The organism is Aestuariicoccus sp. MJ-SS9 (genome assembly GCF_032586235.1).
Classification (GTDB): domain Bacteria; phylum Pseudomonadota; class Alphaproteobacteria; order Rhodobacterales; family Rhodobacteraceae; genus Aestuariicoccus.
This window is the reverse complement of record NZ_JAWHTD010000002.1, coordinates 222,627-238,416: the sequence shown is the minus strand read 5'-3', so window position 1 is coordinate 238,416 and position 15,790 is coordinate 222,627. Positions and strand designations below refer to the sequence as shown.

At 65.0% G+C, this 15,790-nt stretch carries 13 protein-coding genes; 7 read left to right on the top strand and 6 right to left on the bottom strand.

Going from position 1 to position 15,790, the window contains the following annotated elements:
• Nucleotides 1–2: 2 nt before the first annotated feature.
• Together RXV88_RS02910 and RXV88_RS02905 are read right to left on the bottom strand one after the other, a co-directional pair.
• Nucleotides 3–1,283, bottom strand: a complete 1,281-nt coding sequence (locus tag RXV88_RS02910) for a serine aminopeptidase domain-containing protein (protein ID WP_316290568.1) — start codon at nt 1,281–1,283, stop codon at nt 3–5.
• 140 nt (nt 1,284–1,423) lie between these two features.
• Nucleotides 1,424–2,593: a lytic murein transglycosylase gene (locus RXV88_RS02905; RefSeq protein ID WP_316290603.1), complete on the bottom strand. Its 1,170-nt coding sequence runs from the start codon at nt 2,591–2,593 to the stop codon at nt 1,424–1,426.
• A 192-nt stretch (nt 2,594–2,785) separates the two neighbouring features.
• Here RXV88_RS02905 and RXV88_RS02900 point away from each other — a divergent pair, with 192 nt between their 5' ends.
• The 5 genes from RXV88_RS02900 (at nt 2,786) to infB (ending at nt 8,713) form a co-directional block, all read left to right on the top strand.
• A complete protein-coding gene (locus RXV88_RS02900; protein ID WP_316290566.1) occupies nt 2,786–3,148 on the top strand; it encodes a response regulator transcription factor in 363 nt (120 codons plus the stop codon).
• Nucleotides 3,149–3,309: 161 nt separating this feature from the next.
• The gene (rimP, locus tag RXV88_RS02895) at nt 3,310–3,879 is read left to right on the top strand and encodes a ribosome maturation factor RimP (RefSeq protein ID WP_316290565.1); all 570 of its coding nucleotides are present in this window, start codon (nt 3,310–3,312) and stop codon (nt 3,877–3,879) included.
• A gap of 5 nt (nt 3,880–3,884) precedes the next feature.
• Nucleotides 3,885–5,567: a transcription termination factor NusA gene (nusA, locus tag RXV88_RS02890; RefSeq protein ID WP_316290563.1), complete on the top strand. Its 1,683-nt coding sequence runs from the start codon at nt 3,885–3,887 to the stop codon at nt 5,565–5,567.
• Nucleotides 5,568–5,576: 9 nt separating this feature from the next.
• A complete protein-coding gene (locus RXV88_RS02885; RefSeq protein ID WP_316290561.1) occupies nt 5,577–6,227 on the top strand; it encodes an RNA-binding protein in 651 nt (216 codons plus the stop codon).
• The gene (infB, locus tag RXV88_RS02880; protein ID WP_316290560.1) at nt 6,224–8,713 is read left to right on the top strand and encodes a translation initiation factor IF-2; all 2,490 of its coding nucleotides are present in this window, start codon (nt 6,224–6,226) and stop codon (nt 8,711–8,713) included. The genes RXV88_RS02885 and infB overlap by 4 nt, the downstream gene beginning before the upstream one ends.
• A 77-nt stretch (nt 8,714–8,790) precedes the next feature.
• Here infB and RXV88_RS02875 read toward each other — a convergent pair whose 3' ends face one another.
• The 4 genes from RXV88_RS02875 to RXV88_RS02860 all read right to left on the bottom strand — a co-directional run bounded on the left by RXV88_RS02875 (nt 8,791) and on the right by RXV88_RS02860 (nt 11,720).
• On the bottom strand, nt 8,791–8,925 hold the full coding sequence (locus tag RXV88_RS02875; protein WP_316290559.1) for a hypothetical protein: 135 nt from the start codon (nt 8,923–8,925) through the stop codon (nt 8,791–8,793).
• A 173-nt stretch (nt 8,926–9,098) separates the two neighbouring features.
• Complete coding sequence (mutT, locus tag RXV88_RS02870) at nt 9,099–9,497, bottom strand: 8-oxo-dGTP diphosphatase MutT (RefSeq protein ID WP_316290557.1); 399 nt, start codon at nt 9,495–9,497, stop codon at nt 9,099–9,101.
• Between the two features lie 143 nt (nt 9,498–9,640).
• Nucleotides 9,641–10,867, bottom strand: coding sequence for a bifunctional glutamate N-acetyltransferase/amino-acid acetyltransferase ArgJ (gene argJ / locus RXV88_RS02865; protein WP_316290555.1), 1,227 nt, complete (start codon nt 10,865–10,867; stop codon nt 9,641–9,643).
• Between the two features lies 1 nt (nt 10,868).
• Nucleotides 10,869–11,720, bottom strand: a complete 852-nt coding sequence (locus RXV88_RS02860) for a peptidylprolyl isomerase (protein ID WP_316290553.1) — start codon at nt 11,718–11,720, stop codon at nt 10,869–10,871.
• Between the two features lie 177 nt (nt 11,721–11,897).
• On the opposite strand from RXV88_RS02860, the gene secA reads away from it, so the two are divergent.
• Both secA and RXV88_RS02850 read left to right on the top strand, forming a co-directional pair.
• Entirely contained in the window at nt 11,898–14,627 is a 2,730-nt protein-coding gene (gene secA / locus RXV88_RS02855) for a preprotein translocase subunit SecA (protein WP_316290550.1), read from the top strand.
• A gap of 198 nt (nt 14,628–14,825) precedes the next feature.
• Nucleotides 14,826–15,788, top strand: a complete 963-nt coding sequence (locus RXV88_RS02850; protein WP_316290548.1) for a translocase — start codon at nt 14,826–14,828, stop codon at nt 15,786–15,788.
• Nucleotides 15,789–15,790 lie beyond the last annotated feature (2 nt).

Sequence of the window (15,790 nt, the reverse complement as noted above, 5' to 3'; positions counted from 1 at the left end):
CCCTAATTCGCCTCTGCCGGGGCAGCGGGATGGGTCTGGAAGAACCAGTCGACGGTGTCCAGCGCGTTCTGACGCTCGGTGTCGCGTTCCTTGTAAAGCTCGTGATAGCCGCCGTTCAGCGGGACGAACTGGCAGACGTATCGGCCCGTCCGGTCCATGCTTTCCACATTCAGAGCGTCGCAAAACGCGATATGGCGGCTGAGATCCGGCGGGTCGTGCCGCCAGCGCGCATAGGGACGGTAGGCGCGCAAGTCCTCTGACCCGGTCAAGAGCATCACCGGCACATGCACCATCTTGCGCAGGTTTTCCGGCTGGCGCATTTCGCGGTTGAACCGCGCCGCCTCGCGCACCCAGCCATTGGTTGCGCCGCCCAGCTGCGGGCCCGGCCAGTGTTCCGAAGCCGCATATTCCGTGGCGGCGATTTCGGACCAGTCGAAACTGTCCATCATATAGGTGCGCAGTTCGTATCGTGCGGCGCTGTGGGTCATCAGGGCCTGGCTCTCCTCGGCAAAGCGCCGCGAGCCCGGCCGATACCCCTCGGCGGCGCTGGCGGCCGCGTAATCCTCGCACCGCTGCGGGTTCCAGAGCGTGGCCACCGAACAGCGCCAGCGCGCCTGCAGCAGCGCGCCGGTCTCGGAATACAGCCGCAGGTTCAGCCAGGTCGCGGGGGTGCCGGTGAAACTGTGGTAGTTCACCTGGATCATGGAGCCCAGAAAGGCCGCAGCCCGGAAGGGGTTGTCCGGCCCCAGCCGCTGAAAGAGCCCGATCGCGATCGCTCCGCCCATCGAGTTGCTGGTCAGGAACAGCGGCACGTTCTCGCCGGCACCCAGACCGGTCAGGTCCTGTTCGACCGCACCGACAAAGGACAGGGCGTCGTCGATGTAATCCTCGAACCGGTCGACATGGCCCTTGTGCGGATCCGTCAGCAGCCGGGGCGACAGGCCCTGCCCCCGGTGATCGACCACGTGGACGGGGCTGAGGCCGCGCGCGATGAAATCCATCGCCGTCTCGTAATATTCGAACGACCCCTCGCCGCGCCCGGGGAAAGGCACCAGAGCCCCGCGCGCGCCCAAAGAACAGCCAAAGCGGCTGTAGCGCAGCACATAACCATCGCCGGGGTTGGTGACCTTGCGCCGCTCCCAAGCGGGGTATTCGGGCGCGTCGTCACAGCCCTTGTCCTGCGCATAAAGCGCGATCATCCGGTCGTAGACGTGCTCTTCGTCCAGCGCGGCGGCCGGATACGCCAGAAGACAGAGCACGAGGCCGAACAGTAAGACATGCACCAGAGACCCGGGCGCGCGCCGCGCGGGTGCGCGTCCGGAATGGTTCGTTTTCGCGCCCTGTCTCATCCTCTTCAGACCTCGCGAAGGTCCCGACATCCCACGCCGATCAGCGTTGCCTGCAAAACTCCCGGCCGGTTACGTCACAGCGCATTCAGCAGCGCCGGCGTCGGCCAGGCGTCGGCGGGCATCCCCAGCTTGCGCTGCACATCGCGCACCGCCGCCCGCGTTCCGGCGCCCAGAATACCGTCGATCTTGCCCACGTCATAGCCGCGCTGCGCCAGTTTTTTCTGCAAGGCCTGCATCTGGGCGCCGTTCAGCCCGGGTTCCGGGTTCCCCGCGTTGTAGACCGGCGCGCCCTCGAGCCTGGTGGCGAAATAGGCGGCGGTCAGCACATAGGTAAAGCTCTGGTTCCATTCGAAATAGACCCGGAAGTTCGGATAGACCATAAAAGCCGGGCCCTTGCGCCCCTGCGGCACCAGGATCGACGCCGGGGTACCGCCAGCGGCCAGCGCCCCGGTGCGGGCGCGCACCCCGGCGTTTTGCCATTCGGACACCGTTTTGGTGGTTTCCAGCCCGGTGTCGTACCAGTCGAGATCCGCGGGCAGCGTCACCTCCTGCAGGAACGGCTCTCCGGGCCGCCAGCCCAGCGACGCCAGCATCTTGCCCCCCGACATCAGCGCATCGGGGGCCGAGGTCTTTAGCAGCACATGCCCGTCGCCGTCGCCATCGACGCCGTTTTCCAGGATATCCTTTGGCAGCATCTGCACCATGCCGATCTCGCCCGCCCAGGCCCCGGTGGTGCGGGCGGGGTCGAAATCGTCATGGGCGAAGAGCTCGATCGCGGCGAATATCTGAGGGCGGAACAATTCCGGGCGGCGGCAATCGTGCGCCAGCGTGACCAGCGCGTTGGCCGTGTTGAAATCGCCCTGAAACGCGCCGTAATCGGTTTCGAATGCCCAGAAGGCCAGAAGCACCCCGCGCGGAACACCGTAATCGCGTTCGACCCGGTCGAAGACGCTGGCCCATTTGCGCGCCATCTGGCGGCCCCGGTCGATCCGGTTCTGCGAGATCAGCTTGCGCGAGAAGGTGATGAACGGGTCCTGAAAGATGCCCTGCCGCCGGTCGGCCCGCAGCACCGCCGGGTCCTGGCGCACCGATGCAAAGAACGCATCCACCGTTCCCCGCTCGAACCCGCGCGACACGGCCTCTGCCTTGAGGCCGCCGACAAAGCCCTGAAACGAGCCGCCACAGGATTGCGCCGCGGCAGAGAAGGGCAGCGCGAAAATCAGAAAAGCAAGGGCAAAACGCATGATAGCTCCGGTCATCAGCCAAATCCGGGCCACACTATCGACTGCGCAGGCCAAAGCAAGCCGAGGCATCGGCACACAACCGCCGATCTTAAGGTGCAGTTCATAAACCTTACTCTAACGTTAACAGTTTGGTAATTCCCCGCCCCGCAAAACGAGTGTAGGAGAGGCCCACCTTCCACACAGGAAAGCGATATGAACGTCCTGATCGTTGAAAGCTGCGCGGACCTGGCCACGCTCTGGTCGCGGCATCTGATGCGGCAGGGGGCGACGGTCGAGATCGCCGACCACCAGGAAGCCGCGCTTGAAATGCTCGAGTCGCGGTCGTTCGATATCATCGTGCTCGACCTCGTGCTCAGGGATGGCGGCGCGCTGGCGCTGGCGGATTTCGCCTCCTACCGCTGGCCGAACACGCGGGTGATCTTCGTCACCAACACGCATTTCTTTTCCGACGGGTCGATCTTTACCCATTGCGCGAACGCCTGCGCCTATCTGGCGGTCGACACCGCGCCCGAGGATATCGCGGCTATGGTCGAACACTACGGCCGCCCCGTCTGAGATGCGCCGCGAGAACGGCGATGCATTTCGGGCTTGCAGACTCGCGCCCCCTTGCCTATATCCGCCTCGACAGCGGCGCGTCGGACACTTCTGAGGCTCCACCGGGAAACATCGACGGGCCGCGCGCCCGTTTTTTCGTTTCTGGATCTCAGCCTACCGATATGAATGACCTGATCGCCAAATCCGCAATGGACCGCCGCCTGGCCGAAATCGTGACCCCCGTCATCGAGGACATGGGATTCGAGCTGGTGCGCATCCGCCTGATGGGCGGCAACACGCCCACGCTTCAGATCATGGCCGAGCGCACCGGCGGCGGCATCGAAGTGGACGAATGCGCCGAGATTTCCACCGCCGTCAGCGCCGTGCTGGATGTCGAGGATCCGATCCTCGACGCCTATACGCTCGAGGTGTCCAGCCCCGGCATCGACCGCCCGCTGACCCGGCTCAAGGATTTCGAGGATTTCGAGGGCTACGAGGCCAAGCTTGAAACCTCCGAGCTGATCGAGGGCCGCAAGCGCTTCAAGGGCATGCTGGCGGGCGTCGAGGGAACCGAGGTTCTGATCAACATCGCCGAGGGCACCGTTGGGCTGGAATTCGACTGGCTGGCCGACGCCAAGCTGGTGCTGACCGACGAGCTGATCAAGGAAATGCTGCGCGCCCGCAAGGCCGCCGCCGTGGACGAAACGAAGTTTGATGAAATCGAGGCGGACACAACGCCCGAGGAGGAGTGAGACAGATGGCAATCACCTCTGCCAACCAGCTGGAATTGTTGCAGACCGCCGAGGCGGTCGCGCGCGAAAAGATGATCGACCCGTCGCTCGTCGTCGAGGCGATGGAGGAATCGCTCTCCCGCGCGGCCAAGTCGCGCTACGGCGCCGAGATGGACATCCGCGTGGCCATCGACCGCAAGACCGGCAAGGCGACCTTTACCCGCGTCCGCACCGTGGTCGAGGATGAAGAGCTGGAGAATTACCAGGCCGAGATGACCATCGAGCAGGCCAAGCCCTATTTCGAGCCGCCCAAGCCCAACCAGAACGCCGTCTGGATTCGCGACGGCGCGCCGGTCACCGATTTCGCCGCTGGCGCGCAGGTGGGTGATCAGTTCACCGAAGAGGTGCCGCCGGTGGAAATGGGCCGCATCGCGGCGCAGAGCGCCAAGCAGGTGATCCTCCAGAAAGTCCGCGAGGCCGAGCGCGACCGCCAGTACGAAGAATTCAAGGACCGCGCCGGCACCATCATCAACGGTGTCGTCAAGCGCGAGGAATACGGCAACGTCATCGTCGACGTGGGCCGGGGCGAGGCGATCCTGCGCCGCAACGAAAAGATCGGCCGCGAAAGCTATCGCCCGAACGACCGCATCCGCGTCTACATCAAGGACGTGCGCCGCGAGGTGCGCGGGCCGCAGATCTTCCTGAGCCGTACCGCGCCCGAGTTCATGGCCGAGCTTTTCAAGATGGAAGTGCCCGAGATCTACGACGGCATCATCGAGATCAAGGCCGTGGCCCGCGACCCCGGCTCGCGCGCCAAGATCGCCGTGATTTCCTATGACGGCTCCATCGACCCGGTGGGTGCGTGTGTGGGTATGCGCGGCAGCCGTGTGCAGGCGGTGGTGAACGAGCTTCAGGGCGAAAAGATCGACATCATCCCGTGGAACGAGGATGTGCCGACCTTCCTGGTGAACGCGCTGCAGCCCGCCGAGGTCAGCAAGGTGGTTCTGGACGAAGACGCCGAGCGGATCGAGGTCGTGGTGCCCGACGAACAGCTCAGCCTCGCCATCGGCCGTCGCGGCCAGAACGTGCGCCTGGCGTCGCAGCTGACCGGCCTCGACATCGACATCATGACCGAGGAAGAGGAAAGCCAGCGCCGCCAGAAAGAATTCGAGGAACGCACCCAGCTCTTCATGGAGACGCTGGACCTCGACGAATTCTTCGCGCAGCTGCTGGTGTCCGAAGGCTTTACCAATCTCGAAGAGGTGGCCTATGTCGAGCTGGACGAACTGCTGGTCATCGACGGTGTCGACGAGGACACCGCCAAAGAGCTTCAGACCCGCGCCCGCGAGCATCTCGAGGAACAGGCCCGCAAGGCGCTGGAACGCGCCCGCGAGCTGGGTGTCGAGGACAGCCTGATTGAATTCGAGGGCCTGACACCCCAGATGCTCGAGGCACTGGCCGAGGACGGCGTGAAGACGCTCGAGGATTTCGCCACCTGCGCCGACTGGGAGCTGGCCGGCGGCTGGACCACCGACGGCGGCGAGCGCGTCAAGGACGACGGTCTTCTGGAAAAGTTCGACGTGTCCCTCGAAGAGGCGCAGAACATGGTGATGACCGCCCGCGTGCTGCTGGGCTGGGTCGACCCGACCGAGCTCGAAGAAGAGGCCGACGCCGAAGAAGGCGACGGCCAGGAAACCGAGGAGGCGTAAGCCGGAACCATGACGCGCGGGGGGCGATCCAAGGACCGGGCCGAAGGGCCGGAACGCAAGTGCATCGCCACCGGCGAGGTTCAGCCCAAGCATGGGCTGATCCGCTTCGTCGTGGCCCCCGACGGCCAGCTTGCCCCGGATCTGGCGGAAAAGCTGCCCGGCCGCGGAATCTGGGTGTCGGCGGATCGCGGTGCGATCGACAAGGCGGCGGGCAAGGGTCTCTTTGCCCGCGCCGCCAAACAGCCCGTAACCGTGCCCGACGACCTGGCCGAACGGGTGGAACAGATGCTGGCGCGGCGCGTTGTCGATCTGATAAGCTTGGCGCGTAAGTCCGGCAATGCCGTGTCGGGATACGAAAAGGTCAAGGACTGGCTTCAGAAAGACGAGGCCGAGGTCCTGATCCAGGCCACCGACGGATCTGCGCGCGGCAAGACGAAACTGAGTACGCCGCAGTTCGGCAGCTACATCGGCTGGCTGACCGCGGACGAGCTTGGGTTGGCATTCGGGCGACAAACTGTGATACATGCCGCGCTTGGCGCTGGCGGACTCACTCAGCGTGTTGTAGAGGAAGCCCAAAGATTGAAGGGCGTGCGTATCGGGACGTCCTCCGATGCTGGTCAGGGCGGCAGGGGCCGCCAGAAGGATAAGAGAGCTTTATGAGCGATAACGACGGCAAAAAGACATTGGGTTTGCGCGGCGGTCCCCGGTCGGGAAACGTGAAGCAGAGCTTCAGCCACGGACGCACCAAGAACGTCGTGGTGGAGACCAAGCGCAAGCGCGTTGTGGTGCCGAAACCGGGCGCGGCCCCGGGCGCCAAGCCCGCGAGCGGCGGCATGGGCAAACCGGCCGGCGGCGCGGCGGCATCGAAGCGCCCCGCAGGCATCTCCGACGCCGAAATGGAGCGCCGCCTCAAGGCGCTGCAAGCCGCGAAGGCGCGTGAAACCGAAGAGGCCGCGCAGCGCGAGGCCGAGGAAAAGGCCCGCGCCGAAGAGCGCGAGCGCCTGCGTGCCGAGAAGGAACAGAAAGAGCGCGAACAGCGCGAAGCCGAAGAGCGCGCCCGCGCCAAGGCCGAGGAAGAAGAGCGCAAGGCCCGAGAGGCCGCAGAGGTGGCCAAGGCCGCGTCGACCCCCGCCCCCAAGGGCGAACCCGAGGTCGCGCGCCCGGCCGCCAAGCCCGCCGCAGCGCCCCGCAAGGCCGAGCGCGAGCGCGAGGATCGTGGCCGCGGCCCCAAAGCGCGCGAGGACGGCGGACGCCGTTCCGGCAAGCTGACCCTGAACCAGGCGCTGTCTGGCGAAGGCGGGCGGCAGAAATCCATGGCCGCCATGAAGCGCAAGCAAGAGCGCGCGCGTCAAAAGGCCATGGGCGGCAGCCAGCCGCGTGAAAAGGTCGTGCGCGACGTGCAGCTGCCCGAGGCGATCACCGTCGCCGAACTGGCCAACCGGATGACCGAAAAGGTCGCCGACGTGGTCAAGGCGCTGATGCAGAACGGCGTGATGGCGACTCAGAACCAGTCCATCGACGCGGACACGGCGGAACTGATCATCGAGGAATTCGGCCACCGGGTCACCCGCGTGTCCGACGCCGATGTCGAGGACGTCATCAAGGAAGTCGAGGACAACGAAGAGGACCTTCAGCCGCGCCCGCCTGTCATCACGATCATGGGCCACGTCGACCACGGCAAGACCTCGCTCTTGGACGCGATTCGCGATGCCAAGGTGGTCGCTGGCGAAGCCGGCGGCATCACCCAGCATATCGGCGCCTATCAGGTCACGACCGAAAGCGGCGCGACGCTCAGCTTCCTCGACACGCCCGGCCACGCCGCGTTCACCTCGATGCGGTCGCGCGGGGCGCAGGTCACGGATATCGTGGTGCTGGTGGTTGCCGCCGACGATGCGGTCATGCCGCAGACCGTCGAGGCGATCAATCACGCCAAGGCCGCCAAGGTTCCGATGATCGTGGCGATCAACAAGATCGACAAGCCCGAGGCGAACCCCACCAAGGTGCGCACCGACCTGCTGCAGCACGAGGTGGTCGTCGAAGAGATGTCCGGCGACGTGCAGGATGTCGAAGTGTCGGCCATCAGCGGCCAGGGGCTTGACGAGCTGCTTGAGGCCATCGCGCTGCAGGCCGAAATCCTCGAGCTCAAGGCAAACCCGAACCGCGCCGCCGTCGGCGCCGTGATCGAGGCGCAGCTGGACGTGGGCCGCGGCCCCGTCGCCACCGTTCTGGTACAGAACGGTACCCTGCGCCAGGGCGACATCTTTGTCGTGGGCGAGCAGTACGGCAAGGTCCGCGCGCTGATCAACGACAAGGGCGAGCGCGTCAAAGAGGCCGGGCCGTCGGTGCCCGTCGAGGTGCTGGGCCTCAACGGCACGCCCGAGGCGGGTGACGTGCTCAACGTCACCGAGACCGAGGCGCAGGCCCGCGAAATCGCGGAATACCGCGCCAATGTCGCCAAGGAAAAGCGCGCGGCGGCCGGTGCGGCCACCACGCTGGAACAATTGATGCAGAAGGCCAAGGAAGACGAAAGCGTCACCGAGCTGCCGATCCTGGTCAAGGCCGATGTGCAGGGCAGCGCCGAGGCCATCGTTCAGGCGATGGAGAAGATCGGCAACGAAGAGGTGCGCGTGCGCGTGCTGCATTCGGGCGTCGGCGCGATCACCGAAACCGACGTCGGCCTGGCCGAAGCCTCGGGCGCGCCGGTCTTCGGCTTCAACGTCCGCGCCAATGCCTCGGCCCGCAACACCGCCAACCAGAAAGGCGTGGAAATCCGCTATTACAGCGTGATCTACGACCTTGTGGACGATGTGAAAGCGGCGGCCTCGGGCCTGCTGTCGGCCGAAATCCGCGAAAAGTTCATCGGCTATGCCGAGATCAAGGAGGTCTTCAAGGTCTCTGGCGTGGGCAAGGTCGCGGGCTGTCTGGTGACCGAGGGCGTGGCGCGCCGCTCGGCGGGCGTGCGCCTGCTGCGCGACAACGTGGTGGTCCACGAGGGCACGCTGAAGACGCTCAAGCGCTTCAAGGACGAGGTGCCCGAGGTGCAGTCCGGTCAGGAATGCGGCATGGCGTTCGAGAATTACGACGATATCCGCCCCGGCGACGTGATCGAGATCTTCGAGCGCGAAGAGATCGAACGGACGCTCTGACGCATCATCCCATGAAACGAAAAGGGCGGCCCCAAAGGCCGCCCTTTTCGTTTTCGCCCGTCACGCCGGAAAGCGGATCAGGTTGGTTTTACCACCGGCAGTCCGGTGAAAATCTGCTGTCCGACACGAACCGCGATACGGCCATCCGGAAGTGATTTTTCAAGAATTCCCTGCACTGAGACACAAGATCCCATGATGATCGTTCGCAGCATGTCACCATCTCCCCAATCAATGACGCTTAAGGACATAGCGCGGCTTGGTTAATAAAACGAGAAAAAATGACATGAAAAAGTCATGTTTGCCTGAAATTTCACCGTGATACGCATGAATCTTGCGGAAAGGATTGATTTTTCTTGCGTTTTGACAGGGGCTTAGCGGCGCCTCTTCATAGCCAGTCACGAAGGATCGGAATCAGCGGAATATCGGCGGGCGGCATGGGGTAGGCGCGCAGGTCCTGCGCCCGGACCCATTTCAGGGTCTGGGATTCGCGCGACTGCGGGATGCCTTCCCACTTGCGGCAGGCAAAGAGCGGCATAAGCAGGTGGAAATCGTCATAGCTGTGGCTGGCGAAGGTCAGCGGGGCCAGGCAGCTGGCCCAGGTGTCGATGCCCAGCTCCTCCTGCAGCTCGCGGATCAACGCGGCCTCGGGTGTTTCGCCCGGTTCGACCTTGCCGCCCGGAAATTCCCAGAGCCCGGCCATGGATTTGCCCTCGGGGCGTTGGGCCAGAAGCACGCGTCCATCCGGGTCTATGAGCGCGACGGCGGAGACGAGAACGATCTTCATGCGGGGACCTTTACTGCAAGAGGTTGGGGGGCCAGCCCTCAAACCGAGTTAGAGTTGGGGGGCCAGCCCCCCAAACCGAGTTAGAGTTGGGGGGCCAGCCCCCCAAACCCCCCGGGATATTTATGGATCAATGAAGGAACGGGTCAGGAGCGGTAATCGGCGTTGATCGAGATGTAGCCATGCGTGAGGTCACAGGTCCAAATTGTGGCCGTGCCATCGCCCAGGCCGATGTCGACGTTGATGTCGATCTCGGGGGCTTTCATCTGCGCCGCACCGAGTTCTTCGTGGTAGTCGGGGGACACCCAGCCGTTTTCCGCAACCAGCACCGGGCCGAACGAGATTTTCAGCCGGTCGCGGTCCGCCGCGGCGCCGGATTTGCCCACGGCCATGACGATGCGGCCCCAGTTGGGATCCTCGCCGGCGATGGCGGTCTTGACCAGCGGCGAGTTGGCGATGGAGAGCGCATGGGTGCGGGCGTCGGCGTCGCTGGCCGCACCCGTGACGTTGATGGTGACGAATTTGGTCGCGCCTTCGCCATCGCGCACGACCTGCTGGGCGAGATCAAGCATCACCCGCTCGAGCGCCTCCTCAAAAGCCACCACCCCCGCCACATCGACGCCCGAGGCCCCGGTCGCGCCCATCAGGAGCGTGTCGGAGGTCGACGTGTCGCTGTCGACGGTGATGCAGTTGAAGGTCTTGTCGTTGATTCGGCTGACCAGGTCTTGAAGCGCGGGCTGCGCGATCACGGCATCGGTGAAGATGTAGACCAGCATCGTCGCCATGTCTGGCGCGATCATGCCCGAGCCCTTGGCGATGCCTGCGATCCTGACCGTCCCGTCCGGCAGATCGACCTGCGCCGCAGCGCCCTTCGGGAAGGTGTCGGTGGTCATGATCGCCTGCGCGGCCTCGGCGATGCCGCCTTCGTCGAGCGAGCCAGCCAGATCGGCGATCTTGGCGGTGATCCGCGCGTGCGGCAGCGGCTCGCCGATCACGCCGGTCGACGAGGAGAACACCCGCTGTTCCGGCAGGTCGAGCACGGTCGCGACGGCCTGGGTGACGGCGCGGGTCGCCTCGACGCCGTTGCGTCCGGTGAAGGCGTTGGAATTGCCCGAGTTGACGATGATCGCCGCGCCGTCCTCGGACGGCAGGGCGATCTTGGCCTGGCAATCCAGCACCGGCGCCGACCGGGTGGCCGACCGGGTGAACACCCCGGCCATCGTGCTGCCCGGCACCAGATGCGCCAGCATCACGTCCAGCCGCCCCGCATAGCGCACCCCGGCCGCGGCGCTGGCAAAGCGCACGCCGCGAATGACCGGCAGGTCGGGAAAGCTTGCGGGTGCCAGCGGGGACCGGGCGAGCGACTTGGCCAAATCAGTTCTCCAGCAGGTCGAGGTTGTTGAGGATCGAGGTGTCGATCTGCTGTTTGGTGGTGCGCGTCACCTCGGCGGCCCCGACCAGCGCGTCGATATGATCCTCGACCGCCTTTTGCTGAAGCTCGCTGGCGAGGGCGTCGCGCACCTCTTCCAGGGCGGGCGCGGTGGTGGTGCGGGTCTCGTTCAGCCGGATCACGTGCCAGCCGAACTGGGTCTGCACCGGGGCCGATATCGTGCCGGGCTCCAGCGCCTCGACGGCGTCCTCGAACGGGGCGACCATCATGCCGGGGCCGAACCAGCCGAGAGACCCGCCGCTGGGGCCGGACGGGCCGGTGGATTTCTCACGCGCGACCTCGGCGAAGTCGGCGCCGCCCTCAAGCTCGGTCACGATGGCCGCGGCGGCCTCTTCGGTTTCGACCAGGATATGCGAGGCGTTGTATTCCATGCCGGCGGCCGCATTGGCGTATTGCGCGTCATAGGCCGCTTGCAACGCCTCATCGGTGACGGCGCCCTCGGCCACGGCGGTGATGGCTTCGGCGGCCAGAAGCGCGCGGCGCTCGTTGTCGAGCGCCAGAGTGACGCGGCGGGTTTCGGTGGCGCCCTCGCCCTGGCTGAGCGCGGTCTGCTGGATCAACTGCTCCATCACGCCATCCCAAAGCACGTCGACGGGCAATTGCTGGTACTGCTCGGGCAGCCCGGCGCGGACCATCAACATGTGACCCAGCGTGATATCGACCCCGTTTACGGTCGCGACGACGGTGTCGGCAGTGGGCGTATCCTGCGACGACACCGGCCAGGCCAGCGTCGCGGCAAGCGCCGCGGCGGTCAGCGTTCTGAGTGTTTTCGACATCGTTACGTCCTTCCAAGACTGCCGCGCGACGGGGCGCGGCGTTGACACTGTGAAACCGGCCCCTTACATGCCCTGAAAGGCTCTGCAGGCCGGTCGTTCCCCTGTTTCATATGGGCTGAGTGCGAGACGGGCAAGCAGATGCCGCACACGAAGCTGTCAGACAGGTATTTACGGATCATGCTGGGAAAACTCGCGCGAAAGGTGTTCGGAACGCCGAACGACCGAAAGATCAAGGCGACCCGCCCGCTGGTAGAGCAGATTAACGCGCTTGAGCCCGAATTCGAGAAGCTGGACGATGCCGGGCTGATCGCCAAGACCGAAGAGCTGAAAGGCCGTCTGGCCGGGGGCGAGGCGCTGGATGCGCTGCTGCCCGAGGCCTTCGCCAACTGCCGCGAGGCCGCCAAGCGCGCCCTGGGGCTCCGCGCCTTCGACGTGCAGCTGATGGGCGGCATCTTCATGCACCAGGGCAACATCTCGGAAATGAAGACCGGCGAGGGCAAGACGCTGGTCGCCACCTTCCCAGCCTACCTAAACGCGCTGACGGGCCGGGGCGTGCATATCGTGACCGTCAACGACTACCTCGCCCGCCGCGACGCCGAGTGGATGAGCAAGGTCTACGGCGCCCTGGGGATGACCACTGGCGTCGTCTATCCGCGCCAGCCCGAGGACGAAAAGGCCCAAGCCTACGCCTGCGACATCACCTATGCCACCAACAACGAGCTCGGCTTCGACTATCTGCGCGACAACATGAAATCCGAGCTGGCGCAGATCCATCAGAAGGATCACTATTTCGCCATCGTCGACGAGGTCGACAGCATTCTGATCGACGAGGCGCGCACGCCGTTGATCATCTCGGGCCCGGCGCAGGACCGGTCCGAACTTTACGTCGCGATCGACAAGCTGATCCCCGATCTGGACGAGACGCATTACACGATCGACGAAAAGACCCGCAACGTCACCTTTACCGACGAAGGCAACGAATTCCTCGAAGAACACCTGCACGCGCGCGGCATCCTGCCCGAGGATCAGACGCTCTACGATCCCGAAAGCACGACCATCGTGCATCACGTCAACCAGGGCCTGCGCGCGCACAAGCTGTTCGCCAAGGACAAGGAATACATCGTCCGCGATAGCGAGGTTGTGCTGATCGACGAATTCACCGGCCGCATGATGCCGGGCCGCCGCCTGTCGGACGGGCTGCACCAGGCCATCGAGGCCAAGGAAGACTGCAAGATCCAGCCCGAGAACGTGACGCTGGCGTCGGTGACCTTCCAGAACTACTTCCGGCTTTACGAAAAGCTGGCGGGCATGACCGGCACCGCCGCCACCGAGGCCGAGGAATTCGGCGAGATCTACGGCCTCGGCGTGGTCGAGGTTCCGACCAACCGACCCATCGCGCGGCAGGACGACGACGACAAGGTCTTCCGCACCGCCCGCGAGAAATACGACGCCATTGTCGATCAGATCCGCCAGGCGCATGAAAAGGGCCAGCCGGTGCTGGTTGGCACCACCTCGATCGAAAAATCCGAGATGCTGTCTGACCTGCTGACCAAGGCGGGGCTCAAGCACAACGTGCTCAACGCCCGCCAGCACGAGCAAGAGGCGCAGATCGTCGGCGACGCGGGCAAGCTGGGGGCGATCACCATCGCCACCAACATGGCCGGCCGCGGCACCGACATCAAACTGGGCGGCAACGTCGATTTCAAGGTAATGGAGGCGCTCGCCGCCGATCCCGATAACAATCCCGACGAGATCCGGCAACGGATCGAGGAGGCGCACGCCGCCGACGAAGAGGCGGTCAAGGCTGCGGGCGGGCTTTTCGTTCTGGCCACCGAACGCCACGAATCGCGCCGGATCGACAATCAGCTGCGCGGCCGCTCGGGCCGGCAGGGCGACCCGGGCCGGTCGTCCTTCTACCTGTCGCTCGACGACGACCTGATGCGCATCTTCGGGTCCGAACGGCTCGACAAGGTGCTCTCGACCCTCGGCATGAAGGAAGGCGAGGCGATCGAACACCCCTGGGTGAACAAATCGCTCGAACGCGCGCAGGCCAAGGTCGAAGGCCGCAACTTCGACATCCGCAAGCAGCTGCTGAAATTCGACGACGTGATGAACGATCAGCGCAAGGTGATCTTCTCGCAGCGCCGCGAGATCATGGAAGCCGAAGACCTGTCCGACATCATCCAGGACATGCGCTTTCAGGTGATCGACGATCTGGTGACGGCCTATATCCCGCCGCGCAGCTATGCCGATCAGTGGGACACGCAGGGGCTTTATGCCGCGGTTCTGGAAAAGCTCGGCTTCGACGCGCCGGTGATCGCCTGGGGCGACGAAGAGGGCGTCGATGCCGATGTCATACGCGAACGGCTGGAAGAGGCCTCGGACAAGCAGATGGCCGACAAGGCCGAGGCCTTCGGCCCCGACACCATGCGCCAGATCGAAAAGCAGATCCTGTTGCAGACCATCGACGGCAAGTGGCGCGAACACCTGCTGACGCTCGAACATCTGCGCGCCGTCGTGGGCTTTCGCGGCTATGCGCAGCGCGATCCGCTGAACGAATACAAGTCCGAGGCTTTCCAGCTGTTCCAGGGTCTCCTTGACAGCCTGCGCGAAGAGGTCAGTCAGAAGCTCGGCCAGATCCGCCCGATGACCGAGGAAGAGCAGAAGGCGATGATGCAGCAGATCGCCGCCCAGCAGGCGCAGTTGCAACGCCAGGCCGACGCGGCCGCGGAACAGACCCCCGCCGCGCCGGGTGACGACGCCGCGGCGGCGGCCCCCGCAGCCGAACCTCTGGTGGCCGGGTTCGACGAGACCGACCCTGCCACATGGGGCAATCCGGGCCGCAATGAGCCCTGCCCCTGCGGATCGGGCAACAAGTTCAAGCACTGCCACGGCCGCCTGGCCTGACCTTGCCCTGACGGGGTGCGGCGTTTCCGCGACCCGTCACCGCCACCCTTGTGGCCAGCCCCGCATCCAGCCCCATATCTGGATTCCCCCGCGCAACCGCGCGGGGGAATGTACGAATGACTCCATGCCCATGCCGCACACTCGCCACCTTTCTCCGCCATCCATGACGCTGACACGGAATGCGATGCGGAGGCCGTCATGGCACGGATCAAGACCTATCTTCTGAGCGGCGGCACGCTGATCTGCGCGCTGGCCATCGGCTATTTCATGCAATACGGCCTCGGCGCGCCGCAATCCGCGCCCTCGAACGCCCCCTTGAAAGTATCCGAAATCACCCTCACCTCTTCCGCCGCGCTCCCTTCGATGCCGCGCGAGGCGCGCTCTGCGCCTGCCCTGCCCGACGCGCCGGTCCAGTTGGCCGCCGCCGAGGCAGACACCATCGCCCCCGGCAGCCTGCCGCAAGAGGCCACCGCCGGGTTTGCCTGCGACATCACACTGAACGCCAGCCCGGCCGCCGGCGCGATGGTGGCCCTGACGCTTGACGCGCCCTGCAAGGGCAGCGAACGCCTGACCGTGCATCACCACGGCATGATGTTCACCGAAATCACCCAGCCCGACGGCAGCCTGTCGGTGACCGTGCCCGCCATCGTCGAACAGGCGACGTTCATGGTCTCGTTCCTCGACGGTACCGGCGCGGTTGCGTCCACCGATGTTACGTCGCTGGAGTTCTACGAGCGTGTCGTCCTGCAATGGCGCGGGGCAAGCGGTCTGCAATTGCATGCCCGCGAATTCGGTGCCGAGTATTTCGGCGAGGGCCATGTCTGGGCCGCTTCTGCCAGCGACGTGTCGAACGCGATCCAAGGCCAGGGCGGCTTTCTGACGCGGCTAGGACGTGAGGACAGCCCCGAGGCGCTCATGGCCGAGGTCTATTCCTTCCCCGCCGCCACGACCACCCGCAACGGCGACATCGCCCTGACCGTCGAGGCAGAGGTCACCGACGCCAATTGCAACGCATTGGTCGAAGCGCAAACCCTGGAACGTCGGGGCGAGGCCGGTCTGCGGGTGCGCGACCTGACGCTGGACATCCCGGCCTGTGACACGACGGGCGACTTTCTTGTGTTGAAAAACCTGGTCGAAGACCTGACAATCGCTGCCAAATGAAA